This window comes from Pantoea sp. paga (assembly GCF_007558755.1).
Classification (GTDB): domain Bacteria; phylum Pseudomonadota; class Gammaproteobacteria; order Enterobacterales; family Enterobacteriaceae; genus Pantoea; species Pantoea agglomerans.
The window spans coordinates 487,963-514,094 of record NZ_VLTF01000003.1 but is presented as its reverse complement, the minus strand read 5'-3'; the positions used below and the strand labels follow the sequence as shown (position 1 = coordinate 514,094).

Here is a 26,132-nt window from a genome sequence, read left to right as displayed (position 1 = left end):
ACGCCAGGCGCAAGCAGCAGATCAAAGCGGACCGTTTATCCTTACTCTGGCGTCAGGCCACCAACCTTTCCGCGCTTACTGCGCCGCCTCTGCCCGTAATGCCGCCTGCACAGCAGGGCGCGCACTGATACTTGCTCTGTACGCCACTAGCGCAGGCCAGCGATCCAGTTCAATGCTGAAGAACTTACACCAGCCCAGTACGGTGAAAAGGTAGGCGTCAGCAATGCTGAATGACGGCCCCATCAGAAACGCTTTTTCGGCGAGCGTATCCTGCAAAAAGTCGAACCGCCGGAAGAGTTTTTCACGAAACAGTGACAGGACAGCCTCGGGCAGCGATTTGTTGAACAACAGAGCGGAACCCGCGTGGATTTCACTGGTAATGAAGTTCAGCCACTCCTGCAGTCGAACACGTGCCCAGCTGCCTGCTGGCGGAGCCAGCCCACTTTCCGGCCTCAGGTCGGCGAGGTACTGCACAATCGCCGGCCCTTCAGTCAGTATCTGCCCGTCGTCCAGTTCCAGTGCAGCAACATAGCCTTTGGGGTTGATAAGGCGAAAGTCGCGTCCGTCAGTGGTGAGTTTGCTCCTGTTGTCCACTTTAACCAGCTCAAACTCCAGTGCGAGTTCACGCAGCACGATATGGGGTGACAGCGAACAGGTATCCGGGGCGTAGTAAAGTTTCATGTCTTCTCCGTTAACATTGAAAGCGGTGTGAGATTCTCTTTGTCGTTACGGAACAGACTGTGCTTAACGCAGAGAATTCTGTAAAATTAATGCTTCAAAAGATAACTATTAGCTGGGCTACTGATAACCATGATGAATCTTCTGCACTGGCGCTTGCTGGTGGCGGTGGCCGATGCCAGCAATATTTCGCGTGCTGCTGAAACGACAGGCATGACACAGTCCGGTGCCAGCCAGGCTATCGCCCAGTTAGAGTCGTCACTCGGGTTCCCGGTATTCGTGCGTGAGCGTCGGCACATCGGTGTTACTGCGCTGGGAGAGCAGGTCATTGAACATGCCAGAATTATGCTGTCGCAGCTCAACGCCATCCGCGTGCTGGCTGATGAGAGCCGGGGTTTAAAGGGTGGACGCATTCGGCTTGCCAGCTTTCCCTCTGTGACGTCCACACTCCTGCCTGGGCTGTTGCGGAACTTCAGGCGTCTGCATCCGGGCATGGAGGTGGTGGTGCTGGAAGGGACGGATGAAGAAGTTGAGGAGTGGCTTGCAGCGGACACCGTTGAGCTGGGGGTGATAATGAACCCCGTACCCGGACGTGCTGAGGTGATACTGGGGCAGGACGCATGGGTCGCCGTCATGCCAGCCAGCGCTCCGCACATCTGTCAGTCAGGCGCGAACGGTATAACCCTGCAGGAACTGGCAGACCAGCCCTTTGTGCTTGCAACAGGCGGATGCGTCGTTAATGGCAAAAGCCTGATGGAACAGTCAGGATGCCACCTCTCTGACGTGCGGGTAAAAGTCCGCGACTGGATCAGCGCCTGCATGCTGGTGCGTGAAGGCATGGGGGTCGCGCTGGTGCCGGAATCAGCCCTGCCAGCGGAGCGGCGCGGCCTGTCAGTGATGCCGGTCATCCCGCCTCTGCACCGGGAATTCGGGCTGGTCTGTTCGCCTTCCGGAAAAGCTTCTGGCGCGACGCAGGCACTCCTGAACGGATTGCGTAAAGGGCAGGGTAATATCTCCGGATAAACCCACTGCACAGCTGACTTTAACCGCCATTACCCGATCATAAACAGCAGAATGGCTGGCCGGGAAAGAGAGGTCTGCAGACTCTCCCGACCGCGATCCTTTCTCAACTCGCGTCTTAACGCTTTGCCGCATAGGGTGATCGGGGCGAATAACGGTTTTATGGCGTGGCGGAACACGCCTGAATCATCGGGATGGCTCAGAATTCGCGTAACTGGTCGAACAGCTGATACAACCGCGGCTGATCCACAAGCGTGGCGCCTTGCTCGCCCAGTTTCTGCTCCAGCGGGTTCAGAACATCGCACAGCACACTGTAGATCTCCTCACGCTCGACCGTCTCAATCGCCTTTGAACGCCGGTCGATGAGATTAAAGACTTCGGTGTAGGCGGTTACGGCGGCGGTTAACAGGCTCGCCACATCCATGCTGCTATCGATGTTGTTCGTGGCAGCCCGCAGGTTTTTGTAAGCCAGCGCTGCTTTTTTGGCATAAGTGGCCGAAATATGTTCGCGTCCATCCCAGTCCCGGAACGGATTGTGCAGATTCTCAGCCAGCCATTCCGGCTTGCGTGCTTTACTCAGCGAGAGATCCAACCCCTGAGTTGCCGCCTTTTTATAAGCGGCTCTGACAGAGCTGACCACGTCAAGCGGGACGCTGGTCATCCACAGGCATGAGAGATTGGGCAACGCTTCTGGTGAGGGAAAGTCAGCCGCGCTGAAGCCAAACAGGTCGAAGAAGGTCAGCATCTGCAACTGTGGCAGTGCGGCAATACGATGCATATTGCTGGCTACGCCGGGATTTCCCCAGATGCGCAGTTCAGTTAAACAGGGAAAGCGCTCAACGACTGGCGCCAGGTCAATCTCTTTAACGCCTGTCAGTGACAATGCCCTGAGCCGGTCAATACCCTGCAGCACAGGCAAAGCCTGCGAACATTGCAGGCACAGGTTGCGCCCTTCCTGATCAGCCTCTACCTGAAAGCCTGACGAAGGCGTTGCGGTGAGTGACAGCAGGGAGAGATCAGGATTCAGACGCACGCGGCTGACGCCTTCCGGGTGCAGAATAAAACGCGACAGACGGGTCGCCCCGACATCGATTTCGCTGACGACAGCGGATTGCCAGTGCAGCTCATTAATGAAGTCATGCTGCTGTATGTAGGCCATCAGTTCCGGAGTGCCATGACTGGTTTCGATGGTCATCAGGCAGGGCAGGCGATCCAGTTCAGAGAGATCGGTCAGGGTTTGCAGGAGGTGGTCATTGATACGGGTGGTGTCCTGGCGAAGTGTCTGGCCGCCGACAACCACGTTGTGCGCGCCTGAAGCCGCCTTAAACCGCGTACGGCTGGCCGGGTCGATCTTCTCCCAGTTTCGCTGACGAACCAGACTGTCTCCCACGTCCCAGCCGAACTTGTAGGCGTTTACTTCCTGATCTGCCAGCGGCGGCAGGTTGGCAATCAGCACATGTCCCGGTGGAACATTGGCGGAGACATAACCGTGATCGAAGCTGTCTTTGACAAAATAGTAGCTGCAGCGCAAAGGCTGCATACGGCTGGCCTCCGCCCTGTCAGGCAAATGATCACCTGCCCAGTCGAGCTGGAGTATGGCTGCAAGGACTTTGCCTCTGGCATTAGCAGGCTGCTGGAGGTGTGTCACCTGACAGGCGACGTACTGCTGCAACTGCGGGGAATACACGCTGTAGATATCGCCGACCTTTGCTTGCACTCTCGCTCCTCTCAGTCAAAAATTTTACAGTCAGAAAATCTGATGCAGCGGGCATCCTGCTCAGGGGTACGCTTTGCCGCGGATCTCAGATCCCTCCAGCCCACTAGCCTGGCATGACGTTTTAACGAAATGCTGGCGCGTGAACATTTTTATGTTTTTCGCGGCATGTGGCAGCGTCAGCAGGGTTGCACGCAGCAGCCCGACTGACGCTGCCTGCCCGGAGGCAAGCGGGGCAGGTATTCAGCTTACAGGCGGTTACCGGCCTCAACCAGTTCGTTATAGGATTTTAAAACGCGCATCGGTGAACCCGATACCATCCAGCCTGAATTACCGCTTCCTTTAAGCAGACTCTGCTCACCCGTGCTGTAAGGTGTTTTATCGCGAATCCGACGCATGCGATCTTTGCAGTCTTTCAGGAAGGTTCCGGCATTATCCTGGAAGATGGACCAGGTTAATGGCTTGCCCGCTTCGCTGGCCGTTGCCTTTTCTGCCTCATTCAGCAGCGTACTGTAAGCATCAATCGCTTTTGTCATCTCTGCCACGTCGGGAGCGGAGGAGGTAAACAGGGTCGCCAGCGGTTTGGCCTGTGTGACTAATGCCAGGCGGTAGTAGCGACTATGACGGCCCTCAGACTTTTCAATCTCAACGAGTTGGGCAGCCACGACCTCATTGTTCTCTTTTTCAACTTCGGCACCGAACTGGTCGCTGGATTTCATAAAGCTGTTAAACGCCTTCATGAGTGGCGGATGCATTTGCCTGGCTTTCGCGAAGCCATCATCCTTGTAATCTTCATGACTGTAGTAAAGATGAGCCTGCGAAACCAGCGGCTGCAATGTCGTTAAATCCGTCAGATACTGTGTTGCTGCAGCATCCAGCGCCGGCAAAGCCGGTTTAGCCTTCGATGCCTCGTTGATGGCTTTAGTGCAGCTCTCCAGTTCATAAGGCGTAACCTCGCCCAGTACGTTGACGCTGCGCTCTTTGCCGGTTGGCCCCTTTTCAGCATTCGCCATCCAGTTCACATAGCGCAGGGCACTATCGCGAACCGATCCATCCGTAGTGTTAAAGCAACCCACATAGGCGTTTAATTTTGTGGTGAGTTGCGCAGCGCTATCCTCCGCAACAGTCTGGGGTTGACTCTGCGGGGCGGGTTTTGCATCCGCTTTGTCACTGTTGTCACATGCTGCCAGCGGCAGCACAAGGGCAGTCACCAGCATCCCGGGTATCATGGCCCTGCTTGCTCGTTTAAACACAATCGTTCCTTTATTTATGTGGTCAGAAATAGAGATTGAAAATGGATATTCGCATTGGCTCCCTTTTCAGCTGCGATGAGGGAGCCGATGACAAACGGGTTATGCGCTTTGCGTCGCTGTCGCCGTTTCTTCTTTCAGCAACGCCCTGACTGTCTGATGACGATGCCAGTAATAGCCGAGGGTGTTTTTAAAGGCTTCAATCTCCTTTTTCAGGCCCGGCAGAGGGATCTCACTGCGTTTTTTCCCCTGCGAGTTTGGCTGCACATGTTGCACGTAGAGCTTATCCCGGCCGAAGTTACGAATGACGTTGATGTTTTTAACGTTATCCCACTCCAGCACTTCGCCGGTTTTCGGCGACACGATGCCCTGCCAGGTGATGACGATCTGCGAGCCATCTTTCAGGGTATAAGGAACATTGGGGAAATGCTTCAGCACCAGCGCGGTTTCCATTTCACCGTCAGGCTGATAGCGCCAGGCCAGGCTCTCCTCATGCACAGAAGAGAAGTCGCGCTCATATTTCTGCCACAACTGCTGTTCAATCTCGTCGGCAACCGGCATCAGATCGACCCAGCTCTGGGCCGGGAAATCGGCGGCGATCGCTGCATAGTCAGCTTCGTTAATCTCATACCCTACGTTGCGCATCCTTTCCGCCAGCGGCGGGTGTGAATCAAACGGGTGCGGCACATTCTGCTCACGGATGACGCTGATGAAGTCCGGAGAGGCGACATGTTCTGGCAAACCGGCAGCAATAGCTTTACTGATCCCCAGTTCATTTTCGTGCAGCGTCTGGTTATTAAAGAAGTTTCGCTCAACTTCATTCCGGTAGCTGGCATACGCAGACACTTTGATCAGTGATTCGATAATCGCGGCAGGGGAGACCAGCGTTGATGCATTGCGATCCGCGACAAATTCACGTTCACGGCTGTTACGCTGCCACGCCAGTTCAAACAGCATGCGATAAAGATAGAGCGGATAGAAGACGATCAGCGTGGCCACATTCTGACCCATCAGCTGCATATAGAGATCAAACCGGTGCAGTTTCGGTCCCAGTAATGCGCCGGAGGCGGTGTCGCCTTCATGCAGGTGGGTCAGTTCATGGACCATCACGCCATCAGCCTGCGCAACGGTGAGCTGACGCAGGAGCGGAATACTGACATAGAGCTTACGGCCAGTGAGCGGATTCCCATTCACGTTCAGCGGAGCTTCGGTCACGTAGAAGTTGGTGTCGATACCCGCAACAATATGATCGGGTGGCGTGGTGCCCACTCTGGCGGCCAGCATATCAATCTGTGACCAGAGTGCCGGGGCCGCTTCGCGGGTAACCACTTCGCCTTCAATACTCTCTTCCGGTGGGAGTTTTTTGAAGATGCCTTTAATCATGTAATACATACCGGCCAGCACCAGCAGTCCTACTGCCATCACCAGTTTTGGATAGTAGGTTTGCTTGAAGAAGGCGGTGCCCCAGAATGAGAGCAATACCAGCATGCCGCCCTGTACCATGACTTCCAGCGAACAGGCCAGCATCAGGAACTTGCGAGCCAGCGCCAGACTGATAACCTGTCCCTGGCGGCTTTTAAAGGCCAGCGCACTGAACAGCAACACCATCAGCAGGACAGCGCCGCTGCCGATCAGTGTCCAGAATGCCACTTTATCCATCATGTAGAACTGCCACAGTTCGGATTGCGGTTCGCAGACGGCGTTTTTGTAATCCTGCAGATTTTCATCTACCGGGCCGCAGACACTGGAAGGCGGGTTCTGCTGCAGAAACGCCTGTAGTTTGTCCGTATCCTGATGTTGTTCCCGCGCATCGTCCATGAAGAACTGCGTGTATTGCTGATCAAGTTGTTTGTTGCCATATTCAGCAAAAAACAGGGTAATGACGGGGACGAGAAACAGTGTGAATAGCAGCCAGAAAAATACCTTTAGATAACCCTTTTTCAATTCCGTTAATGTATTCAAAATAATAACTTCCTGCATGTCTATGAAAGGGAGAAGCTGCCGCTATCAGGAAATTCCGAAAAGGATATCCTGGCCCCGGTTAAACGGTGCTGAAACATTTATGCGAGCTTCACGATATTATAATTATTGCAGAGCGATTATAAGCCAGTCTGAACCCGTTTTGAAAAGATATAGCCGGATATTTTCGGCGATTTTTCTCTTTTCCGGCAGGTTATTTTCCTCGCGGCTTCCGGTGGTTCTGCCGCAACAGCACTAATTTGAGTTAGTGTGCATCACTTATTTTGTCTGGTCTCCTGATTGAGGGCTAACCCCCGCCACCTGTCTGCACCCGATACACCCTATTTCTATATTTTACCATCAGAGCGGTGCGAAAAAATTACCACCGCATCCCTTTAAAGGGATTCCAGCCGTTATCGCCTTTTTTCTCTTTCAGGTAATAACTGTAATTGGTGCTCATGCCGTACAGGGCATTAAAGCCATAGCCCAGGCCAACCTGAAGATACCGTGGAAATTCCATGCCCGCTATCGCTAAGGCGATGATCAAAATAGTATAAACAGCCACCATAATTAAAATCAGCATGACATTCTTCTTCCACAGGCCGAGTACGAACAGATAAATCGGGCCGAAAAGGAAGGCAATTAAATTCATGTTCACTTTTAATTTTTGCCTGAAAGGCAGTTGTTTCAATGCCTGTCTGAAGCCTGGTGTACTGGGAGCACCATGAAGGTCGAAAAAATCAAATCGGGTCTGCCATTTCGCACTGTACTCTTTAGTTTCGTTAACTTTATTATTATTTTCAATAGGTTGATTCATGGTTGCCTCAAAATCCTGCGCAGCAAACTACAGAGACCGACACTGTTTCAGACGGATGACAGCCGCATGAATGGTGCTCATCGACCGCCAGAACAGCGCATACGTATTTTAAAAACAGAGAAGCCGCGTTAATTCGCACAAAAATAATATCGGTACGGTACAAATAGCCATGCAGTACCCTGGGTGCGCAATTAGCTGCACGGGTGCCGGCTCAGGTTAAACAGCAGTATTTGAAAATAAATCCATCAGAATCAGCAATGTGAAAATTGCACAGGCCGGACATTTTCTGTGCTGGATGTAATTGATATTAGCACCAAAGAAAATATCGCCACAATGATAAAAATATGTTAATTTTCAAAAAAAATATTCCTCGTTCCTCACACCTTAGAAGGATATAAAGATGATCGCATGGAGCGGAGTGGGTTTTTTCGTCGCAGTATTAATTTGTGCCGCCTACCTCCTGTGTAAATGGCTGTTAGATATTTATTACTACGACGGTTTCTTTGTCGCACATCTATGGGCGACAGGGGCTACGCTGATCGTTTCTGCCCTTTTTTGCGCGGCCTTTGTCTGGGTGCTCCGGCAGGAAAAATGGCTGGACTCCCTTGCCCAGGCAACGAAAAGCCAGCCAATGATGGCCCCCGAAAAAACCCATAACTTCTTTTTTATTCCCGTTCTCTACTGGCCGATTATTCTGTTTCTGCTCGGCTCAGGGATCTGTATTTACGACCTGACCCGATAACACCTCTGCCTCGCTGACGCCGGATGTGGTGTCAGTGAAATGGAAATATCCACTACACGAAGGAGTTCACGGTGAAATTACGTCAATCATTAAACATTATGGGTGCCCTCTGCCTGACCGCTGCTCTTGGCAGCACCCCGATGATCGCATCAGCAGCCGAAGCGAAAACAGCGCAGGCTGCAAATACGCAGACTCAGACGATCTCTTTGCTGGATGGCAAACAGACGTTCAAACTGCAGGGCTATGAAAAGCAGCCTGTGCCGGGCGGCGGACCGGGTACCATGTATGTGAACAAGCAGGAAAAACGCGTATTGATCATTGGCGAAGAAGAGATCCCGGTGATTGCGCGCGGTGGCAGTGACGCTGATTTTCTTGAAGGCGGGAAGTCTATCAAAGACAAGCAGAAGCAGGCTTCACCGTCTTATACGGTGATCAGTGAGAAAACTGAAAATGCCAACGGTTTGCCGGTCTATCATATTGAAGCCACCGACAAAATGGGTGGCAACGATGTGCAGCAGGCCACTCTGCTGGCAGCCGCCAACAAGAAATTCACCGTTATTCAGGTGGTTTCAAACCACAAAGACAAGGCTGGCCACCTGAAAGCAGTAAACAATATCCTCGGTAAGTAAGGCCTCAGTCGATAAGCCCGGTTAGCTGATCGACCCGGAGAAGGGGTTGCCGGTGGGGTTCATGAGTTTACTCAGAACACACCTGCAATGCCTTGTCTGAACAATGTTCAGGCTTAAGCTCGGGCTGATGCTTCTGCGCGTCATCAAGGCTTGCCCGCAAACCCCTTTCCAGAGCTCTTTCTTCAGGCGTTATGCCAGGCCTGAAAACAGAAAAGGCCGTCTCCGGCCTCTCGTTAACGCCCTGCAAACCTCTGCTTCAGGCTGCGCGAACCTGCGGCATCGCTATATCCGCGCTGATTCGCGCACCTTCAGCATCAAACACCATGCAGTGGTGCGGATGGAAGGTGGGGCGCAGCGTCTGATAAGGACGGAAATGCACATCGCCGGGCAGCAGCATCTTGAAGCCGTCGTGGCCGTGGCTCTGACCAAACAGATAGGTGTTGTTGCCAAGTCGCTCAACCACTTCGCAATGGAAGTTGATGTTCAGTGGTGCATCGCCGTTGATCTGCAACTGTTCCGGCCTTATACCCAGCGTGATCTCATCACCTGGTTGCAACTGGCGGATGGGCGAGGGGAGTTGCAGCCGATGTTCGCCGTCATTGATCAGGGCGACCAGCCCTGCAGGGCCGCACTGCTCCACGCGTGCAGGCAGGAAGTTCATCTTAGGTGAGCCGATAAAACCGGCGACAAAGCGGTTAATCGGGTTGTAATAGAGCTCCATCGGTGAACCCACCTGTTCAACCTTGCCGTAGTTCATGACCACAATCTTATCGGCCAGCGTCATTGCTTCCGTCTGATCGTGCGTGACATAGACCATAGTGGTTTTCAGCTCCTGGTGCAGCTTCGCGATGTGCAGCCGCATATCGACACGCAGTTCCGCATCCAGGTTCGATAAGGGCTCATCAAACATAAACACCCGGGGATTACGCACGATTGCGCGACCAATGGCGACACGCTGACGCTGACCGCCGGAAAGCTGCTTTGGTTTACGATCCAGCAGATGCGCAAGCTGTAGCGTCTTCGCCACCATCTCCACCTGATGCTGAATCTGCGCTTTCGGCAGGCCGTTCACCTTCAGGCCGTAACCGATATTTTCCGCCACCGTCATATGCGGGTAAAGCGCATAAGACTGAAACACCATTGCCACTCCGCGGTGCGAGGGTGCGACATCATTCATGACCTCATCACCAATCAAAATCTCACCGTCACTGATCTCTTCCAGCCCGGCGATCAGCCGCAGGAGTGTGGATTTACCGCAGCCTGACGGACCGACGAAGACCGCAAACTCACCGGCCTCAATATCAAGCGCGATATTTTTCAGCGTTTCTGTTTTACCAAAGCGTTTGGTGACGTTTCTCAATCTGATGCTGGACATGCTGATCCTCATGGCAAGGGATTTGGCGGCTAAAATGTACGACGTATAACAGTTTGTCTTTTTACACCTCAGCCCTGATGGTGCCTGCGCTGACTATATCGTTCCGCCAGGGTGCGCCCTACCGCTGATTTTGATTTCTGTAATAGCGATCACACATTGATGCGAACGGGCTGGAGCGCGGTGCGCATTCCGCGTAGCGTATGGCTCAAATGCGATACGTTATTCACACTTCATATGCTCAATAATTCCTTGTTCAGCATGTGCCTGAAAAAAGAACATCAGCAAATGACAGCTTAAAATGTCATACATTCACACGAGGCCAGTAATGAAAATCAAAATCAGCGTTACGCTACTTCTTTCCGCATTGATGCTTAATCAATCCGCCTGGGCCGCTCAGCAACTTACCGTCTGGGAAGACATTAAAAAATCAGACGGCATCAAAACGGCGATCGCCGATTTTCAGAAACAGTTCGGCGTTGAAGTGAAAGTTCAGGAGATGCCGTTTGCACAGCAGATTGAGAAGCTGCGTCTGGATGGCCCGGCGGGTATTGGCCCGGATGTCCTGGTGATCCCTAATGACCAGCTCGGTAGCGCGGTCGTACAGGGATTACTGGCACCGCTGAAAATTGATGCGGCAGAGCAGAGCGCTTACACCCCCTCAGCAATGGCGGCTTTCACACAGAACAATGTGGTCTACGGCGTACCCAAAGCGGTGGAAACGCTGGTGCTGATTTACAACAAAGATCTGCTGCCGTCACCACTGAAAACGCTGGAGGAATACCGTGCCTTCTCACAGAAGCAGCGCGAGACGAAGCAGTATGGCCTGCTCGCTAAGTTTGACCAGATTTATTACAGCTGGGGCGTGATGGCCCCGATGGGCTCTTACATCTTTGGCAAAGACGCCAAAGGCGCCATTAACACTCAGGATATCGGTCTGAACACCCCAGGCAGCGTGGAAGCGGTGACTTATCTCAAGCGCTTCTTCAGTGAAGGATTGCTGCCAGGCGGCATCATGGGCGACAACGGTCTCAACGCCATCGACTCGCTGTTTACCGAGAAAAAAGCGGCGGCGGTGATCAATGGGCCGTGGGCATTCCAGCCTTATCAGGCTGCCGGAATCAACTATGGCGTGGCACCGCTGCCGCTGTTGCCTAACGGTAAGCCGATGAGTTCCTTCCTGGGCGTCAAAGGCTACGTGGTCTCTACCTGGAGCAAAGATCAGGCGCTGGCGCAGAAGTTCCTCACCTTCATCAACCAGCCGCAGTACGTGAAAGAGCGTTATCAGAAAACCCAGGAGATCCCACCGGTCACCGCGCTGATGAACGATCCGATTATCAAAGATGATGAGAAGGCCAACGCGGTCGCGGTGCAGGCGGCGCGTGCGTCAGCGATGCCAGGCGTGCCGGAAATGCAGGAAGTGTGGGGGCCAGCTAATGCTGCCCTTGAGCTGAGTGTATCCGGCAAGCAGGAGCCAAAAGCGGCACTGGATAATGCAGTGAAGCAGATCACCATGCAGATAGAAGCGATGCAGGCCAGCAACCAGTAATGCAGGTTCACGGGATAACCGTACAGGATAAGGATCAGGGTGTGGCTATATCTTCCGATGAAAATCTGGTGACGGCTAAGCGTCCGCGTCGTCATGCGACCACCGGTGCTGTGTTGGCACTGCTGCCTGGCTTCGGCCAGTTTTACCACCGCCAGTGGGCTAAAGGGCTCTGTTTTCTGATTTTGCTCAGCAGTTTTACCGGCGTTTTCCACGATTTTCTGCGTGAGGGATTCTGGGGGCTCTATACGCTGGGCGAATCGGTGCCGCGTGATAACTCCATTTTCCTGCTGGCCGAGGGCATTATCAGCGTGCTGATTGCCGCCTTTGGCGTGGCAGTCTGGGGAGTGTCAATGCGCGACGCCTGGGTCAATGGCGTTAAGCGCGACAAGGGTCAGCAGCTGAACAGCGTGCGCCAGCAGTATCAGTTACTGCTGCGCGATGGCTTCCCCTATCTGATGATTTCACCCGGCTTTATTCTGCTGGTGTTTGTGGTGGTGTTTCCGATTCTGTTCGGTTTCGCCATTGCCTTTACCAACTACAACCTCTATCACACGCCACCGGCGAAGCTGGTGGACTGGGTGGGGTTCAAAAACTTCATCAACATTTTTACCCTGTCAATCTGGCGCTCCACCTTCTTTGACGTGCTGCAGTGGACGGTGGTCTGGACACTGCTCGCTACCACGCTGCAGTGCACCGTGGGCGTCATGCTGGCGATTCTGGTCAATCAGAAGGACCTGCGCTTCAAGCCGCTGATCCGCACCATCTTTATCCTGCCGTGGGCGGTGCCGGGCTTCGTCACCATTCTGGTCTTCGCCGGAATGTTCAACGACAGCTTTGGGGTGATCAACAACGCCATTCTCGACTTCTTTGGCATTGCACCCAAAGCGTGGATGACCGATCCGTTCTGGACCAAAACTGCGCTGATTATGATGCAGACCTGGCTCGGTTTCCCGTTTGTGTTTGCGATGACTACCGGCGTCCTGCAGGCGATCCCTGACGATCTCTATGAGGCGGCGATCATGGACGGTGCCAGCGCCTGGACGCGGCTGAAAACCATCACGCTACCGCTGGTGCTCTACGCCATTGCGCCGATCATCATCACGCAATACACCTTCAACTTTAATAATTTCAACATCATCTATCTGTTTAACAACGGCGGTCCGGCGGTGGCGGGGTCGAATGCCGGAGGAACCGATATCCTGGTATCGTGGATCTACAAGCTCACCATGTCGTCGTCGCAATATGCTATCGCCGCCACTATCACCATTTTGCTGTCGATTTTCGTGGTAGGTCTGGCGCTGTGGCAGTTCCGCGCGACCCGGTCGTTTAAACAAGATGAGATGGCGTAAGGGAGCAGTTATGGCGAAGTCCGGCAGTATTAAACGCGAAAGGTGGATACGCCTGTCGCTGACCTGGCTGGTGGTGCTGGCCGTCTCGGCCATCATTATCTATCCGCTGGTCTGGACAGTAGGAGCATCACTGAATGCAGGTAACAGCCTGCTCAGCAGTTCGATCATTCCGGAGAATGCGTCGCTGCAGCACTACCGCGACCTGTTCAATGGCACGGTGCCTTACCTGACGTGGTACTGGAACTCGATGAAGATCAGTTTCCTGACCATGGTGCTGACGTTGATCAGCGTCAGCTGTACCGCCTACGCTTTTTCCCGTTTTCGGTTCAAGGGGCGGCAGAACGGACTGATGCTGTTTCTGTTGTTACAGATGATCCCGCAGTTTTCGGCGCTAATCGCGATTTTCGTGCTGTCGCAGCTACTGGGGTTGATCAACAGCCATCTGGCGCTGGTGCTGATCTACGTTGGTGGGATGATCCCGATGAACACCTATCTGATGAAGGGTTATCTCGACTCGATTCCCAAAGATCTGGATGAGTCGGCGCGCATGGACGGTGCGGGCAACTTCCGCATCTTTGTTGAGATTATCATGCCGCTGTCGAAGCCGATTCTGGCGGTAGTGGCGCTGTTCTCATTCACCGGGCCGCTGGGTGATTTCATCCTCTCCAGCACCATTCTGCGAACGCCAGAGCAGTTCACGCTGCCGATTGGCCTCTATAACCTGGTGTCGCAAAAAATGGGCGCCAGCTACACCACCTATGCCGCCGGTGCCGTGCTGATCGCCGTGCCGGTGGCGGTGTTCTATCTGGCCCTGCAGAAATACTTCGTTTCTGGCCTGGCCTCAGGCAGTACTAAAGGATAAATCATGACGCCAAAAACATTGATTCTCGCCCTGGCGCTGGCCTGGGCGACACCGCTGCTCGCCGCCGATCAGCCTGTCATCGGCTCTGCCGGGCCGTGGCCAGCCGATTTTATCAAAGGTGCGGATATCTCATCGCTGGCTGAACTGGAGAAGCAGGGTGCGAAATTCTATAACGCAGATAACCAGCAGCAGGATGCTATCGCTATCCTGAAAGCCAGCGGCATCAACACCATCCGGCTGCGGCTGTGGGTGGATCCCCGCGACGACAGCGGTCAGACCTACGGTGGTGGTGGCAACGATCTGGCGACCACGCTGGCGCTGGCGAAGCGCGTTAAAGCGGCGGGCCTGAAGCTGCTGCTGGATATCCACTACAGCGATTTCTGGACTGACCCAGGCAAGCAGTTCAAGCCCAAAGCCTGGCAGTCGCTGCCTTTTCCGCAGCTGCAAACCCGGGTTCATGACTACACCCGCGACACCATCGCCCGTTTTAAAGCGGAAGGTGTGATGCCGGATATCGTGCAGATTGGCAATGAACTTAACGGTGGCATGCTCTGGCCGGAAGGCAAAAGCTGGGGCCAGAACGGCGGTGAGTTTGATCGGCTGGCCGGTCTGCTGAAAGCCGGGATCAGCGGGGTGCGTGAGAACCTCAGCGACCCGCATCAGGTGAAGATCATGCTGCACCTGGCTGAGGGCACAAAGAACGACATGTTCCGCTGGTGGTTCGACGAGATCGTTAAGCGTGATGTGCCATTCGATGTGATTGGCCTGTCGATGTACACCTACTGGAACGGCCCCATCAGCGCCCTGAAAGCCAACATGGATGATATCTCCCGGCGCTATGACAAAGACGTGATGGTGGTGGAAGCGGCCTACGGCTACACGCTGGAAAACTGCGATAGCGCGGAGAACAGTTTCCAGGCCAAAGAGGAGCAGGCGGGTGGCTATCCCGGCAGCGTAGCAGGCCAGGCGGCCTATCTGCATGACCTGATTAAAGCGGTGCTGGCGGTGCCGGACCATCGCGGCAAGGGTGTCGTCTACTGGGAACCGGCGTGGATCCCTGCGCCCGGCAATACCTGGGCGACGCCCGCTGGCATGAAATATATCCACGACGAATGGAAACAGGGTAACGCCCGCGAAAACCAGGCGCTGTTTGACTGTCACGGCAAGGCGCTGCCTTCGCTGCAGGTTTTTCATTAACCATTAGCGCAAACGCTGATGTCTACCTCTGAGGAACAGGTATGAATAAATTTCCCCCGCTCAGCGCCCGGGTTAACCGGCTGCTGCATGGTGCTGACTACAATCCGGAACAGTGGACGCACCAGCCGGGCATTATTGATGACGATGTAATGATGATGAAGCAGGCGAACTGCAACGTTATGTCGGTGGGTATTTTCAGCTGGGCGAAGCTGGAGCCGGAAGAGGGGCGCTATGAATTTGGCTGGCTGGATGAGGTGATTGATACGCTCTGGCTGCAGGGGATTTCTGTATTTCTTGCTACCCCGAGCGGGGCCAGGCCAGCCTGGATGTCGCAGGCTTACCCGGAGGTGCTGCGTGTGGGGCGCGATCGCGTGCCGGCTCTGCATGGTGGCCGTCATAACCACTGCATGACCTCGCCGGTGTATCGCCAGAAAGTGCAGGCGATGAACAGCCGGCTGGCGGCGCGCTATGCGCATCATCCGGCGGTGCTCGGCTGGCATATTTCCAATGAGTATGGCGGAGAATGTCATTGCGATCGCTGTCAGCAGGCGTTTCGCGGCTGGTTGCAGCGCCGTTATGAGACGCTGGAGAACCTTAATCTCGCCTGGTGGAGTGATTTCTGGAGCCATACCTATAGCGACTGGTCACAGATTGTGTCGCCAGCGCCACAGGGTGAGATGTCGATTCACGGTCTGAATCTGGACTGGCGGCGGTTTATGACCGATCAGGTTACTGATTTCTGTCGTGAGGAGATTAAACCGCTGAAGCAGGCCAATCCCGATCTGCCTGCGACCACCAATTTTATGGAATATTTCTACGACTACGATTACTGGAAGCTGGCACCGGTGCTCGATTTTATCTCCTGGGATAGCTACCCGATGTGGCATAACGAGAAGGATGAAACCACGCTCGCCTGTTATACCGCGATGTACCACGATTTGATGCGCACTCTGAAGCAGGGCAAGCCTTTCGTGTTGATGGAGTCGACGCCGAGCGCCACCAACTGGCAGCCGACCAGCAAGCTGAAGAAGCCTGGGATGCATATTCTGTCGTCACTGCAGGCGGTGGCCCATGGTGCGGACGCGGTGCAATATTTCCAGTGGCGTAAGAGCCGCGGCTCGGTCGAGAAGTTTCATGGCGCGGTGGTCGATCATGTGGGTCATCTTGATACGCGCACCGGTCGTGAGGTGAGTGAGCTGGGCCGGATGCTGGCCGCGATGACGCCGGTGATGGGCAGCCGGGTTGAGGCGCGGGTGGCGATTATTTTTGACTGGGAGAGTCGCTGGGCGATGGATAACGCGCAGGGGCCGCGCAATCTCGGACTGCATTATGAGCGCACAGTGAACGAGCACTACCGTGCTTTCTGGGAGCAGGGCATTGCGGTGGATGTAATTAACGGCGACTGCGATCTCAGCGGTTACGATCTGGTGATTGCGCCGATGCTGTATATGGTGCGGGAGGGTTTTGCGGCGCGGGTGGAGCAGCATCTTGAGCAGGGCGGGCATTTCGTTGCCAGCTACTGGAGCGGCATCGTGAATGAGAGCGATCTGTGTTATCCCGGTGGCTTCCCGGGGCCGTTGCGGCCGTTGCTCGGCATCTGGTCAGAAGAGATCGATAGTCTGACTGATGAGGAGTTCAATGGCGTGCGCGGGGTGCGCGGCAATGAGCTGGGTCTGAGCGGGCCTTATCAGGCGCGAGAGCTTTGCGAGCATATTCATCTGGAAGGGGCAACGGCGCTGGCCAGCTATGAGAGCGATTTTTATGCCGGTACCCCGGCGGTGACGATGAATCGCGTGGGTCAGGGCAAAGCCTGGTATATTGCGTCGCGTAATGATCTGTCTTTCCAGCGGGATTTTTATGGTGCGTTGATTAAGCTGCTGGCGTTGCCACGCGCGCTGGCGATTGATCTGCCACCGGGTGTGGTCGTTCAGCGGCGCACTGATGGCGAACAGGCGTTTCTTTTTGTGCAGAATTTTACCGGCCAGGTGCAGCAGTTGTCGTTGCCTGTCGGGCTCAGCGATTTGATCGATGGCTCGGTTGTGGGGGAATCGCTGGTGCTGGCGCCGTGGGGATGTCGCGTTCTGAGTGTGCCGCTAACTGAAGGCGCAAGCCTTTAAAGTTAGTTGAATGCCGTTTGCTGGCATGGAGCAGGTCAGGTGGACGTTGCTGGTAGTCTGATCACTGGCTCAGGGGGCATATGCCCCCATCGCTTTGAGTCTGGGCGTTGTCTGTGGCAGGGGCGGGAACTGTTGATATTGAGCAGGTTTGGTTAGGTTTGCTGACAGTCTGAGAAGAGGCTCAGGGGGCCAGTACCTTCCGCAAAGACGCAAAAGATGGCATCCCTGCCAGCTCAACACGGGCAATTACGCACCTCATCCCTGAGGTGCGCCCGTTCCCGGGCCAACGCGTTGCGTTGTTCAAAAACGCTCCCGGCGTTTTTGTCCGTGGCCCGTGATGCTTTGCTACAGGTACTGGCCCCCATCGCTTTAAGTTTGGGAGTGGCCTGTTGGTTGGGGCAGTGCCTGGAACTGATGGCATGGAGCTGGTTTGGTTAAGTCTGAGCAGAGGCTCAGGGGAGTTGTGTGTGGAAAGTTCTGCCGTGGCTTTAATTGCGGACTTTGTGGCGGGGGAATAGGGTTTAAGGGCAGGAAGAGTGTATTTTCTGTGAGTGCCCTGAAGACAGTCCCCCTCGTTTTCGTTTATCAGTCGTGAGTGGCGGGCAGCAGCCCGCCTTTTTATTATCTGGAGGAGAACAACATGGTGAGTCTGAAATCGTTTAAGCAATATTTCAGTCGGCAGCCGCTGACGGCGGAAGAGGTTGAGATAGACAGTGCGCTGCTGGAGCGTCTTGTAGAGTGCTTTGGCGGGCGTGAAAACATTCAGCAGGTGGATGCCTGTTTAACCCGGCTGCGGGTGAAAGTGACATCGCTGAGGGCGGTGGATACGGCAGGATTACAGAAAGCGGGGGCGATTGGCGTGGTGATTCTGGGGCAGGAAGTTCATGCCATCTTTGGTACGCAGTCCGACCAGCTGCGTCAGTTGCTGGAAGCCCGATTCTTTAAGCCGCTTCAGCCGGAGTAAAAAAAATGGATAACCGTCGCCGGTTATCCAAATAAGCCCCTGCATAAGAGCTTAACAATGATCACAATGAGGAGACTGCTCGGTTACCACCAGGCTTCGACCTGTACGCCGAAGTTCCAGGTGTTGTTACTGGTGTTGTCCTAGAAACTGTGTCCGTCTTCTGAGTCATTCAGATAAGAGGCAAACAGACGCAGTTCCGGGCGTGACATAAATTCGGGACCGGCTGCGAGACCCAGCGCCAGCGTATATTTCTGACCCGCCTGTTTGTAGTCGCTGCCCACTTTGTTCTCATCTTTCTGCCAGAAACTACCCACTTCGCCGATGCCGCGGACATACTGCGTGAACTGATACTGGCCACGACCCACCAGCGACAGCAGGGTGCTTTTGCTGGTCTGCGCGGTGACATCATCCGCTGAACCCCAGGTAAAGACCTGATTCAGGGAGAACTTGTCGGTGATCGGCAGCAGGCCGGTATTGATTACGCGGTAGCCGGTGGCATCGCGTGTATCGTTCCACATGTCATACCAGCCGCCGCCCTGTGAAATCATGTTTTGTGCCAGGCCTTTATTGGCGTACTGGAATACCAGTTTCTGATAGCCGCCCCACATATCCTGACTGATTTCACTGGTGAGCATTACGCCGTTTTCCGCATCATACAGGCCACCATACTCTTCCTGCTTTTTGGTCGTGTTCGGCATGGCGTAATCAATACCAAACTCGGTCCAGGCACCGCTCCACGGTTTCCAGCCAGCATACCGAAGATCCAGGTAGTTAATGTTGACGTCGTTATCGCCATCGACCCGGTAATCGACGTCATTGGCATCGCCACGGATCCAGGCAAAGGAGATCGCGCCCGGGCCCAGAGTGTAATTTTCGATACCCGCGCCGGAGCCGGAGATATTCCAGTATTTAGTATCAATGATGTGCAAATCGTGACGCTGGTAGTAACGTTTACCGCCCCAGATCACCGCATTCTTGTCACCCGGCACCAGTCCTTTGATCTGCAGATTGAGCTGACGCAAGCCAAACTGCGCATCGTCGCCGAGGGTGGTTTCGTTATCGTTAGAACCGTCGGAGAACATGCTGACCATGGTGTCGACGTAAAAACTGACGTCATCCTTTTTGTAGACTTCGCTGCCCAGCTCAACCTCGCCGTAGGTGTCAGCTTCGTTGCCGAGACGGCCAATCTTGTTCTTTTGATACTCTTCAATACCGCCATCCTGCGATACGCCAACGCCACCACGCAGATAGCCATGGAAATCAATGTTGTCGATAGCAGCATAGAGCGTCGGGGAGGTCAGGGCCGCAGCGAGCGCCACAGCAGCAGTACGTAACCTTGTTTCCATGTTATCTTCAATTTTATATGTAATACGTTCACATGACAGCGGCAGTTAACGCTTTTTGTCAGATAGGTGACAAACAAAATCGCGATAATGTGTGATGCAGTGCAAATAAAGTGGCGGTATTTGTAACGATTAGTGAATCAGATCACCAAATCTCGTGATGTGAAGGTATGACTTTTACTTTTTATTTTCGCAATGTGACTGCGGTAACCTGGCTTATTCGGCTGCTGTGATACCATTCCGCCATCGGTAATCAGGGATGCGAATTATGAAATCAAAAAATGCCACCTTAGAGGATGTCGCCCGCCATGCTGGCGTCTCTTATCAGACGGTTTCGCGGGTTTTGAATAAGTCGGCAAACGTCTCAGAATCAACGCGGCGCAAGGTGGAGCACTCTATTGAGACCCTGCGCTACGTGCCAAACAGACTGGCGCAACAGCTGGTGGGTAAGCAGAGCACAACGCTGGGTCTGGTGACCACATCACTGGCGTTGCATGCTCCCTCGCAGGTGGCCGCTGCGGTAAAACGATATGCCAATGCCACTGACTATCAGGTGCTGATCGCCATGATTGATGAGAACGTCAATCAAAGTCTGCAGAATTGTATCAATGAGCTAAAGTCGCAGCGCGTGGATAAGGTGATTATCAACGTCCCGCTGGAGAGCAGTGATGCGGAGCAGATCGTGCAGGAGAACGACGATATCCTGTGCCTTTTTCTTGATGTTGATCCCTACAGTGCGGTGTTTAACGTTTCGTTTAACCCCGCTGACGGCACCCGTGCCAGTGTCAAATATCTCTATGAGCAGGGGCATCGGGAATTTGCTCTGCTGGCCGGGCCAGAGGAGTCCGTTTCTGCCAATCTGCGGTTAAAGAGCTGGCTGGATACGCTGGAGAGCTATCGTCTGAAGCCGGTCAGCGTCAGCCACGGTAACTGGGATGCGCAAAGTGGTTACAACGGCGTGCTGCAACTGCTGCGTGAAGCGCCGGAGTTCAGCGCGCTGCTGGTGGGAAACGATCAGATGGCGCTGGGTGTGCTGAGCGCGCTGCATCAGCGCGGGGTAGCGGTGCCGGGGCAGATTTCGGTGATTGGCTACGATGACACCTATGAAAGTGCCTTCTTCCATCCGGCGCTGACCACGGTGTCGCTCGATCTTGATTTACAGGGCAAAGAGGCGGTCGCGCGTCTGTTGTTAGCCAGTGAGCAGGATGAGCAGCGTTCCTCTTCTATCCTTCCGGCAAAACTGGTGGTGCGCAGCTCGACGGGTATCGCCGGTCAGCAGCAGCGGGATTTGAAGCAGATTGCTGAGCAGCTGCGGCTGCTCGCCAGTCGTCTTGAGTAGCAGAGAACCGGAAGAAGATAAAAAAAGCATAAGAACGCACCGCTGCTATGCTCAGATCAGGATAACGCTTCTGCATGCCGGAAAAATTATCCGATCACTAAATCGGTCAGTGAATGGGCATTCTGCTTCGCGGTAATGCAGCCGACACGTTCAGCCCGGTTTCTCTACTTTCAGGGAGTGACATTATGTTGTGGCTTGAACAGGGACTTTATCTCAGGATCGAAGAGTTAGCGCATGGCCCCAGGCCGCTGCCGCTTTCCAGCGGTTTTACCCCACAGACGGCTTATCGCGCGCTGGGCTGTTTTAACCCCTCTGAAACATCAGATGCTTACTACATTCTTTCAAATGACCGCGATGAAATATGGTTCATCTGTAACCGTCATCTCAGAACCGTTTTCCTTGATGCCAGCAACACTGCGTTTCGGGTGAAGATGTTTGAGCCACCAGAGAGCCTGCCGGTACTCTCTGCTGCACCCGATGGTCAAATCGTCTCCTTTGAGCGCTCTGTCTGATGTAGCCTGTTACGCATAAGAAAATAAAAAAGCCGCCATCGCTGGCGGCCCTGACTACGTTTAAGTCGATGCGTTATCTGTAAATCTGCCTGTAATGTTTTTAACTCGCCGTGGCGGTCTTCATCGCCGGGCGCTGGGGCAGCATCACCAGAAGAGCGATGATGATTAGTGCCAGTGTCAGCGAGGCACCGTAGCGGCTTAGCGCGAGTCCGCCTGAGGCAAGGGGTTTGTCCAGAAAGTCGCCGACCACGGCACCCAGTGGTCGGGTCAGGATAAAGGCCGCCCAGAAGAGCCCCGTACGCGAAAGTGAAGTAAAGCGACTGGCCGCCCAGATGATTGCCAGCGCGCCAACAAACAGCAGGATCCCGCCATCGTAGCCCAGCCCTTCAGTGTCTGCCGTCCAGTCACCTAAGGCCGTGCCCAGGGTTTGTGAAAACATAATAGTGATCCAGTAAAAACTCTCTGTGACGCCGTTGCTCACTGAACTGACCGCAACCGTACCGCAGGTGATTTTCCACAGGAAAAGCGAGAGGATAAGCAGGGTGCTCAGCAGCACGGTGCCGCCTAAATACCCTATGCCCAGTGAGCGATCGGCAAAATCTGCCATCGTCGTGCCGACCGTGGTTGTGGCCACCACGGTGAACCAGTAAATCCATTTGTTAAAACTGTGGCGATTTATCTGCACCATCACCGCGATCAGAAAGATGATGGCGAAGATCAATGTCCCGGTCAGGTAACCGAGATTCATCGACATGGTCACCGCATCGCCGCCGGTTTCACCCAGGGTAGTCGCAGCGATTTTGGTTAACCAGAAAGCCGCGGTAACGGCCGGAACTTTACTGAGAGAGTGAGACGCTGTGTTGTTATTTTGCATAGGGTGATACTCCGGAACAGCCCAACATGGGCTAATACAGAGACGATGTTATAAGATTAATCTTAAGAAAATGTTAAGCTAAAGAAAACTATGACAGGAATTTTGATCACAGCTTGTCAATCACCAAACCGGCATTTACCCTATGATTTAATGTAATATTTGCTCAGTCGGAGTGCGGTGTTTGGGCTGTTTTTCCTGTTAACCTATAAGAATTAATTCTGAGTTACTCTGTTTTCTTCTTAATTTTCAGGCGATGCAAATAGTGATAGCCCGGCGGCTTAATCAGGTAAGAATTGCAGAAAAAGTAGCGTCAGGGCGTGCGAGCCATACCGGGGCAGTATTGCCCTGATAATCAGCATCAGGACAGGGTGGATGGCGTGGCAACCCCGACGCTGTTATCCGGATATCACCAGTTTTGTCTGGTGGGAGAGACGATCAGGTCGTTGACGGTAACGTTCTGCGGCTGATTTAGTGCATACACCACCGCATTAGCCACATCCTGTGGGCTGATAGCTAATTTATTCAGTTCCTGAGCCACTTTACGGCCCTGAGGATCGCCGACTTTATCGGCCCAGCCGGTATTGATTACGCCAGGGCTGATAGTGTTGACGCGTATCCCGTTATTAACCCCTAAGTCTTTGCGCATCGATTCTGTCATGGCATGGACGAAGAATTTTGTTGCACTGTAAACCCCAGCACCCGCATCCACCTGATGACCTGCAACCGATGCCATATTCAGGATCTGTCCCTCATTTTTCTTCAGCATAACGGGTAACACAGAGGCAATGGCATTCAGATAGCCTTTGATGTTGACGTCGACCATTTTGTTCCACTCTTCCCAGGCAACGTCACTCCAGCTTGAAAAAAGCATCAGGCCCGCATTGTTAATCAGTATGTCTGCCGAGCCGAAAGTATCACTGGCGAACTTCACCAGCGCCTGGGTTTCTTCCAGACGCGTAACATCGGTTACCTGGCCGACAGCGCGTCCCCCTTCAGCTTCTATCTGGCGTACCAGCGTATCAAGACCATTCTGGTCCAGTGCTGCCGCCACAATATTCACGCCATGACGCGCAAGTTCAAGCGCGGTAGCCGCGCCGATCCCGGAGGATGCACCTGTAATAATGGCTGTTTTCTGTTGCAGGTAATTCATTTTGATTCTCCTTCTGGTGAAAGGGGCGGGTAGTCACCCGCCATAAACCGTTATCAATAGCTGGCTTCCGGCCAGTCGGTGTAACCCTTTGCACCACCGCCGTAATAGGCTTCTTTCGGCGCGATGGTCAGCGCGGCACCGTAACGCAGACGCTTAACCAGATCCGGGTTGGAGATGAACAGGCGTCCAAAGGCAACCGCATCAATAATTCCGGCGTTGCGGCGGCTGATGGCCATCTCAAGGTCATAGTTGTTATTGCCAATAAACGGACCGTTGAACTGTGCGCTCAGCGCGTCCATGTCCACATCGGCAGGCACATCACGAGAGGTGGCCGTCGCGCCTTCAACGAAGTGCAGATAAGCCAGGCTGAACCGGTTAAGTTGCTGAATGAGGTAGCCGTACATCGCCATAACATTGCTGTCTGGCGGCGTGTTACCGGCATCAGGCGTGACCGGAGAGAGGCGGATACCGACTTTGTCATTGCCCCAGATGTTGATGATGGCTTCTGTCACTTCCAGCGTCAGGCGGGCGCGGTTTTCAATAGAGCCACCGTAGGCGTCGGTACGGTGATTGGTGGAATCACGCAGGAACTGATCGAGCAGGTAGCTGTTGGCAGAGTGGACCTCAACGCCGTCGAAACCGGCACGCAGGGCATTTTCAGCTGCACGTTTGTATTGCTCAATGATGCCGGGGATTTCTTCTGTTTCCAGCGCACGTGGCGTCGATACCGGCACAAAGCCGTTTACGGTATAAGTCTGTCCTTCAGCTTTAATGGCAGATGGCGCAACCGGACGCTGGCCGTCAGGCTGCAGTTCCACGCTTGAAAAACGGCCCACGTGCCATAACTGGCAGACGATTTTGCCGCCTTTGGCGTGGACTGCCTCGGTGACCTTTTTCCATCCAGCTACCTGCTCTTCACTCCATATCCCCGGTGTCGCGGCGTAGCCGCGTCCCTGTGGAGAGATGTTGGTGGCTTCAGAAATAATCAGGCCAGCCCCGGCACGCTGTGCATAGTAGGTCGCATGGAGTTCATCAGGCACACCCTCTTCACCGTAACGGCTACGCGTGACCGGCGCCATGACAATGCGGTTTGACAGCTGAAGGCTGCCCATCGAAACAGGTGAAAATAAATCGGTACGGGTACTGTTGTCAGTCATATAAGCCTCTTAATAGTTGACCGGTCGTCTAGTAATTGGATAAAAAAAACCGGCTACCCGAGTAGCCGTGTTGTTGCGTTCATTGCCTGACTGAACGCTTTGTCAGGATCGTGGATTTTCGCCATCAGGGAAGCCCCCAGCCAGAGCTGATAGAGTTCTTCTGCCAGTTCAGTGGCATCCGTTACGGCGGGCAGGGAGCCATCTTCCTGACCGAGCCGGAGACAGGCAGCAATTTTGAGCACAATTTCATGGGTGCCCGTGGCCAGCACATGCCGCATGTTCTTATACTGGTCGCAGACTTCCGCCCCCAGCTTGACCACGAGACATTTGCTTTCAGGCAGGTCTGCACCCTGGGTCGTTTTCCAGAAGGTAAAATAGCGCAGCAGTCGCTCTCTCGCCGTTCCTGTTCCGCCTAACTGATGCTCTACTTCCAGCAAATAGTGGCTGAAGTAGTGCTCCAGCAGCGCCTCTGCAAACGCTTCTTTCGAGGGAAAGTAGTAATAGAACGAGCCTTTTGGGATATCTGCCGCTTTTACAATCTCGGAAATCCCGACGGCGCTGTAGCCCTTGTGAGTAATGATCGCCCTGGCCACATCAATGATGTGTTGCCGCATATCTGTCACGTTTCTTTTCATAATGTGCACACTCTAGTGAAAAACTGACCGGTCGTCTAGTAACTTTTAACCTGTTGCATGCTATCAGTTTCTGATTGTGAGCGGGTGAAGCAGTCGGGTGGCGTGCTGGCCGATCAATTTCAGGCTCTGAAGCGTCGCACCATCTTTCGCCTCTATCGACATGCCTTCCAGCAGCGTATTCAGAACGGTAGCCAGCGCGACGGTGTTGGTATCTGCGGGCAGTTGTTTCTCCTGAACCGCTCTGACCAGCCGTTTTTCAAACAGATCTTTCCCTTCCTGTCTGAGAACGCTAACCGCCCTGACAACGTCCGTCGATTCTGCTGAAACATTGATGGCTGCCAGCACCACCATGCAGCCGCAGGGCGCTGAAGGGGAGAGCAGAATATCGGCTGCTTCGCTAAAGAAACCGTCAATCGCTTCACCAATATCCTGCCTCTCCTCAAGCCGCAGCCAGGTCGCTTTCCAGTACTTCGTTTCGTAGTAGTTCACGGCCTCCAGAAAAAGTTTTGCCTTGTTGCCAAAGGCGGAATAGAGGCTGGGTGGGTTGATTTCCATGGCGGCGCAAAGTTCGGCAACCGATGCTGGCTCAAAACCTTTGCGCCAGAACAGATCCAGCGCCTTCAGCAACGCTTTATCACGGTCAAAGCTTCGTGGCCGGCCTTTCGGCTTTTCAGTCACGGCAGGCTGGTCAGGCATTTTCATAGACGGCCTCAATCTTTCTCTTGACATATTACATAGTGATCACTATACAATAATAATATTACGTAGTGATCACTACATAATTAAATCGCCACAGTGGCTCGCCCTGTTCACGCCTTCGCTCCCCCGGCAGGCTGCTGTCGCGCTGAGTCGGTACATGTCTGTGTCAGAAAATATCACCCAAAAGCGGGGGTGTCTGAAGGG

General features: G+C 53.9%; 23 protein-coding genes. 11 read left to right on the top strand and 12 right to left on the bottom strand.

Going from position 1 to position 26,132, the window contains the following annotated elements:
- Positions 1-75: 75 nt before the first annotated feature.
- Positions 76-681, bottom strand: coding sequence for a glutathione transferase GstA (gene gstA, locus FOV68_RS12265; protein WP_143990960.1), 606 nt, complete (start codon positions 679-681; stop codon positions 76-78).
- A 129-nt stretch (positions 682-810) separates the two neighbouring features.
- Between gstA and FOV68_RS12260 the strand changes: the two genes are divergently transcribed.
- Complete coding sequence (locus FOV68_RS12260; protein ID WP_186289746.1) at positions 811-1,701, top strand: LysR family transcriptional regulator; 891 nt, start codon at positions 811-813, stop codon at positions 1,699-1,701.
- 196 nt (positions 1,702-1,897) lie between these two features.
- On the opposite strand, the gene FOV68_RS12255 is transcribed toward FOV68_RS12260, so the two are convergent.
- The 4 genes from FOV68_RS12255 to FOV68_RS12240 form a co-directional block, all read right to left on the bottom strand.
- Entirely contained in the window at positions 1,898-3,415 is a 1,518-nt protein-coding gene (locus FOV68_RS12255; protein WP_143990959.1) for a hypothetical protein, read from the bottom strand.
- Positions 3,416-3,660: 245 nt separating this feature from the next.
- Positions 3,661-4,629, bottom strand: a complete 969-nt coding sequence (locus FOV68_RS12250) for a YiiG family protein (RefSeq protein WP_143990958.1) — start codon at positions 4,627-4,629, stop codon at positions 3,661-3,663.
- Between the two features lie 135 nt (positions 4,630-4,764).
- Positions 4,765-6,642: a M48 family metallopeptidase gene (locus tag FOV68_RS12245; protein WP_143990957.1), complete on the bottom strand. Its 1,878-nt coding sequence runs from the start codon at positions 6,640-6,642 to the stop codon at positions 4,765-4,767.
- Positions 6,643-7,000: 358 nt separating this feature from the next.
- Entirely contained in the window at positions 7,001-7,438 is a 438-nt protein-coding gene (locus FOV68_RS12240; protein ID WP_143789664.1) for a DUF2628 domain-containing protein, read from the bottom strand.
- A gap of 400 nt (positions 7,439-7,838) precedes the next feature.
- On the opposite strand from FOV68_RS12240, the gene FOV68_RS12235 reads away from it, so the two are divergent.
- On the top strand, positions 7,839-8,180 hold the full coding sequence (locus FOV68_RS12235; protein WP_064703810.1) for a hypothetical protein: 342 nt from the start codon (positions 7,839-7,841) through the stop codon (positions 8,178-8,180).
- A gap of 71 nt (positions 8,181-8,251) precedes the next feature.
- Positions 8,252-8,809 carry a hypothetical protein gene (locus FOV68_RS12230; protein WP_064703811.1) on the top strand — a complete coding sequence of 186 codons (558 nt, stop codon included), beginning with the start codon at positions 8,252-8,254 and terminating at the stop codon, positions 8,807-8,809.
- 256 nt (positions 8,810-9,065) lie between these two features.
- On the opposite strand, the gene FOV68_RS12225 is transcribed toward FOV68_RS12230, so the two are convergent.
- Complete coding sequence (locus tag FOV68_RS12225; RefSeq protein WP_064703812.1) at positions 9,066-10,184, bottom strand: ABC transporter ATP-binding protein; 1,119 nt, start codon at positions 10,182-10,184, stop codon at positions 9,066-9,068.
- A 325-nt stretch (positions 10,185-10,509) separates the two neighbouring features.
- Between FOV68_RS12225 and FOV68_RS12220 the strand changes: the two genes are divergently transcribed.
- The 6 genes from FOV68_RS12220 to FOV68_RS12195 all read left to right on the top strand — a co-directional run bounded on the left by FOV68_RS12220 (position 10,510) and on the right by FOV68_RS12195 (position 18,219).
- Positions 10,510-11,730, top strand: coding sequence for an extracellular solute-binding protein (locus FOV68_RS12220; RefSeq protein ID WP_069026618.1), 1,221 nt, complete (start codon positions 10,510-10,512; stop codon positions 11,728-11,730).
- A 41-nt stretch (positions 11,731-11,771) separates the two neighbouring features.
- Positions 11,772-13,079: a carbohydrate ABC transporter permease gene (locus tag FOV68_RS12215; RefSeq protein ID WP_069026929.1), complete on the top strand. Its 1,308-nt coding sequence runs from the start codon at positions 11,772-11,774 to the stop codon at positions 13,077-13,079.
- 10 nt (positions 13,080-13,089) lie between these two features.
- Positions 13,090-13,941: a sugar ABC transporter permease gene (locus tag FOV68_RS12210; protein ID WP_033786803.1), complete on the top strand. Its 852-nt coding sequence runs from the start codon at positions 13,090-13,092 to the stop codon at positions 13,939-13,941.
- A gap of 3 nt (positions 13,942-13,944) precedes the next feature.
- Positions 13,945-15,138: an arabinogalactan endo-beta-1,4-galactanase gene (locus FOV68_RS12205; RefSeq protein WP_143789661.1), complete on the top strand. Its 1,194-nt coding sequence runs from the start codon at positions 13,945-13,947 to the stop codon at positions 15,136-15,138.
- A 41-nt stretch (positions 15,139-15,179) separates the two neighbouring features.
- Positions 15,180-17,255 carry a beta-galactosidase gene (locus FOV68_RS12200; RefSeq protein ID WP_143990956.1) on the top strand — a complete coding sequence of 692 codons (2,076 nt, stop codon included), beginning with the start codon at positions 15,180-15,182 and terminating at the stop codon, positions 17,253-17,255.
- A 640-nt stretch (positions 17,256-17,895) separates the two neighbouring features.
- Positions 17,896-18,219 (top strand): glucose PTS transporter subunit EIIB, encoded by a 324-nt coding sequence (locus tag FOV68_RS12195; protein ID WP_010259145.1) that lies wholly within the window; start codon positions 17,896-17,898, stop codon positions 18,217-18,219.
- Positions 18,220-18,359: 140 nt separating this feature from the next.
- Here FOV68_RS12195 and FOV68_RS12190 read toward each other — a convergent pair whose 3' ends face one another.
- Positions 18,360-19,565 (bottom strand): maltoporin, encoded by a 1,206-nt coding sequence (locus tag FOV68_RS12190; protein ID WP_143990955.1) that lies wholly within the window; start codon positions 19,563-19,565, stop codon positions 18,360-18,362.
- A gap of 265 nt (positions 19,566-19,830) precedes the next feature.
- Here FOV68_RS12190 and FOV68_RS12185 point away from each other — a divergent pair, with 265 nt between their 5' ends.
- Together FOV68_RS12185 and FOV68_RS12180 are read left to right on the top strand one after the other, a co-directional pair.
- Positions 19,831-20,901 (top strand): LacI family DNA-binding transcriptional regulator, encoded by a 1,071-nt coding sequence (locus FOV68_RS12185; RefSeq protein ID WP_143990954.1) that lies wholly within the window; start codon positions 19,831-19,833, stop codon positions 20,899-20,901.
- Positions 20,902-21,086: 185 nt separating this feature from the next.
- Positions 21,087-21,413 (top strand): hypothetical protein, encoded by a 327-nt coding sequence (locus FOV68_RS12180; RefSeq protein ID WP_064703818.1) that lies wholly within the window; start codon positions 21,087-21,089, stop codon positions 21,411-21,413.
- A gap of 100 nt (positions 21,414-21,513) precedes the next feature.
- Here FOV68_RS12180 and FOV68_RS12175 read toward each other — a convergent pair whose 3' ends face one another.
- From FOV68_RS12175 to FOV68_RS12155, 5 genes are all read right to left on the bottom strand, one after another.
- Positions 21,514-22,287: a hypothetical protein gene (locus FOV68_RS12175; protein ID WP_143789659.1), complete on the bottom strand. Its 774-nt coding sequence runs from the start codon at positions 22,285-22,287 to the stop codon at positions 21,514-21,516.
- A 406-nt stretch (positions 22,288-22,693) separates the two neighbouring features.
- Positions 22,694-23,437: an SDR family oxidoreductase gene (locus FOV68_RS12170; protein ID WP_069026623.1), complete on the bottom strand. Its 744-nt coding sequence runs from the start codon at positions 23,435-23,437 to the stop codon at positions 22,694-22,696.
- A 53-nt stretch (positions 23,438-23,490) separates the two neighbouring features.
- On the bottom strand, positions 23,491-24,594 hold the full coding sequence (locus tag FOV68_RS12165) for an alkene reductase (RefSeq protein ID WP_069026624.1): 1,104 nt from the start codon (positions 24,592-24,594) through the stop codon (positions 23,491-23,493).
- A 53-nt stretch (positions 24,595-24,647) separates the two neighbouring features.
- On the bottom strand, positions 24,648-25,229 hold the full coding sequence (locus tag FOV68_RS12160) for a TetR/AcrR family transcriptional regulator (protein WP_186289745.1): 582 nt from the start codon (positions 25,227-25,229) through the stop codon (positions 24,648-24,650).
- A gap of 63 nt (positions 25,230-25,292) precedes the next feature.
- Positions 25,293-25,931 carry a TetR/AcrR family transcriptional regulator gene (locus tag FOV68_RS12155; RefSeq protein ID WP_143789658.1) on the bottom strand — a complete coding sequence of 213 codons (639 nt, stop codon included), beginning with the start codon at positions 25,929-25,931 and terminating at the stop codon, positions 25,293-25,295.
- Positions 25,932-26,132 lie beyond the last annotated feature (201 nt).

What these genes read in the sequence shown, in the direction of transcription:
- gstA (WP_143990960.1), bottom strand. Translation starts at nt 681, where the DNA reads ATGAAACTTTACTACGCCCCGGATACCTGTTCGCTGTCACCCCATATC.
- FOV68_RS12260 (WP_186289746.1), top strand. Translation starts at nt 811, where the DNA reads ATGATGAATCTTCTGCACTGGCGCTTGCTGGTGGCGGTGGCCGATGCC.
- FOV68_RS12250 (WP_143990958.1), bottom strand. Translation starts at nt 4,629, where the DNA reads ATGCTGGTGACTGCCCTTGTGCTGCCGCTGGCAGCATGTGACAACAGT.
- FOV68_RS12245 (WP_143990957.1), bottom strand. Translation starts at nt 6,642, where the DNA reads ATGCAGGAAGTTATTATTTTGAATACATTAACGGAATTGAAAAAGGGT.
- FOV68_RS12240 (WP_143789664.1), bottom strand. Translation starts at nt 7,438, where the DNA reads ATGAATCAACCTATTGAAAATAATAATAAAGTTAACGAAACTAAAGAG.
- FOV68_RS12235 (WP_064703810.1), top strand. Translation starts at nt 7,839, where the DNA reads ATGATCGCATGGAGCGGAGTGGGTTTTTTCGTCGCAGTATTAATTTGT.
- FOV68_RS12225 (WP_064703812.1), bottom strand. Translation starts at nt 10,184, where the DNA reads ATGTCCAGCATCAGATTGAGAAACGTCACCAAACGCTTTGGTAAAACA.
- FOV68_RS12220 (WP_069026618.1), top strand. Translation starts at nt 10,510, where the DNA reads ATGAAAATCAAAATCAGCGTTACGCTACTTCTTTCCGCATTGATGCTT.
- FOV68_RS12210 (WP_033786803.1), top strand. Translation starts at nt 13,090, where the DNA reads ATGGCGAAGTCCGGCAGTATTAAACGCGAAAGGTGGATACGCCTGTCG.
- FOV68_RS12205 (WP_143789661.1), top strand. Translation starts at nt 13,945, where the DNA reads ATGACGCCAAAAACATTGATTCTCGCCCTGGCGCTGGCCTGGGCGACA.
- FOV68_RS12200 (WP_143990956.1), top strand. Translation starts at nt 15,180, where the DNA reads ATGAATAAATTTCCCCCGCTCAGCGCCCGGGTTAACCGGCTGCTGCAT.
- FOV68_RS12195 (WP_010259145.1), top strand. Translation starts at nt 17,896, where the DNA reads ATGGTGAGTCTGAAATCGTTTAAGCAATATTTCAGTCGGCAGCCGCTG.
- FOV68_RS12190 (WP_143990955.1), bottom strand. Translation starts at nt 19,565, where the DNA reads ATGGAAACAAGGTTACGTACTGCTGCTGTGGCGCTCGCTGCGGCCCTG.
- FOV68_RS12185 (WP_143990954.1), top strand. Translation starts at nt 19,831, where the DNA reads ATGAAATCAAAAAATGCCACCTTAGAGGATGTCGCCCGCCATGCTGGC.
- FOV68_RS12180 (WP_064703818.1), top strand. Translation starts at nt 21,087, where the DNA reads ATGTTGTGGCTTGAACAGGGACTTTATCTCAGGATCGAAGAGTTAGCG.
- FOV68_RS12175 (WP_143789659.1), bottom strand. Translation starts at nt 22,287, where the DNA reads ATGCAAAATAACAACACAGCGTCTCACTCTCTCAGTAAAGTTCCGGCC.
- FOV68_RS12170 (WP_069026623.1), bottom strand. Translation starts at nt 23,437, where the DNA reads ATGAATTACCTGCAACAGAAAACAGCCATTATTACAGGTGCATCCTCC.
- FOV68_RS12165 (WP_069026624.1), bottom strand. Translation starts at nt 24,594, where the DNA reads ATGACTGACAACAGTACCCGTACCGATTTATTTTCACCTGTTTCGATG.
- FOV68_RS12160 (WP_186289745.1), bottom strand. Translation starts at nt 25,229, where the DNA reads ATGAAAAGAAACGTGACAGATATGCGGCAACACATCATTGATGTGGCC.
- FOV68_RS12155 (WP_143789658.1), bottom strand. Translation starts at nt 25,931, where the DNA reads ATGAAAATGCCTGACCAGCCTGCCGTGACTGAAAAGCCGAAAGGCCGG.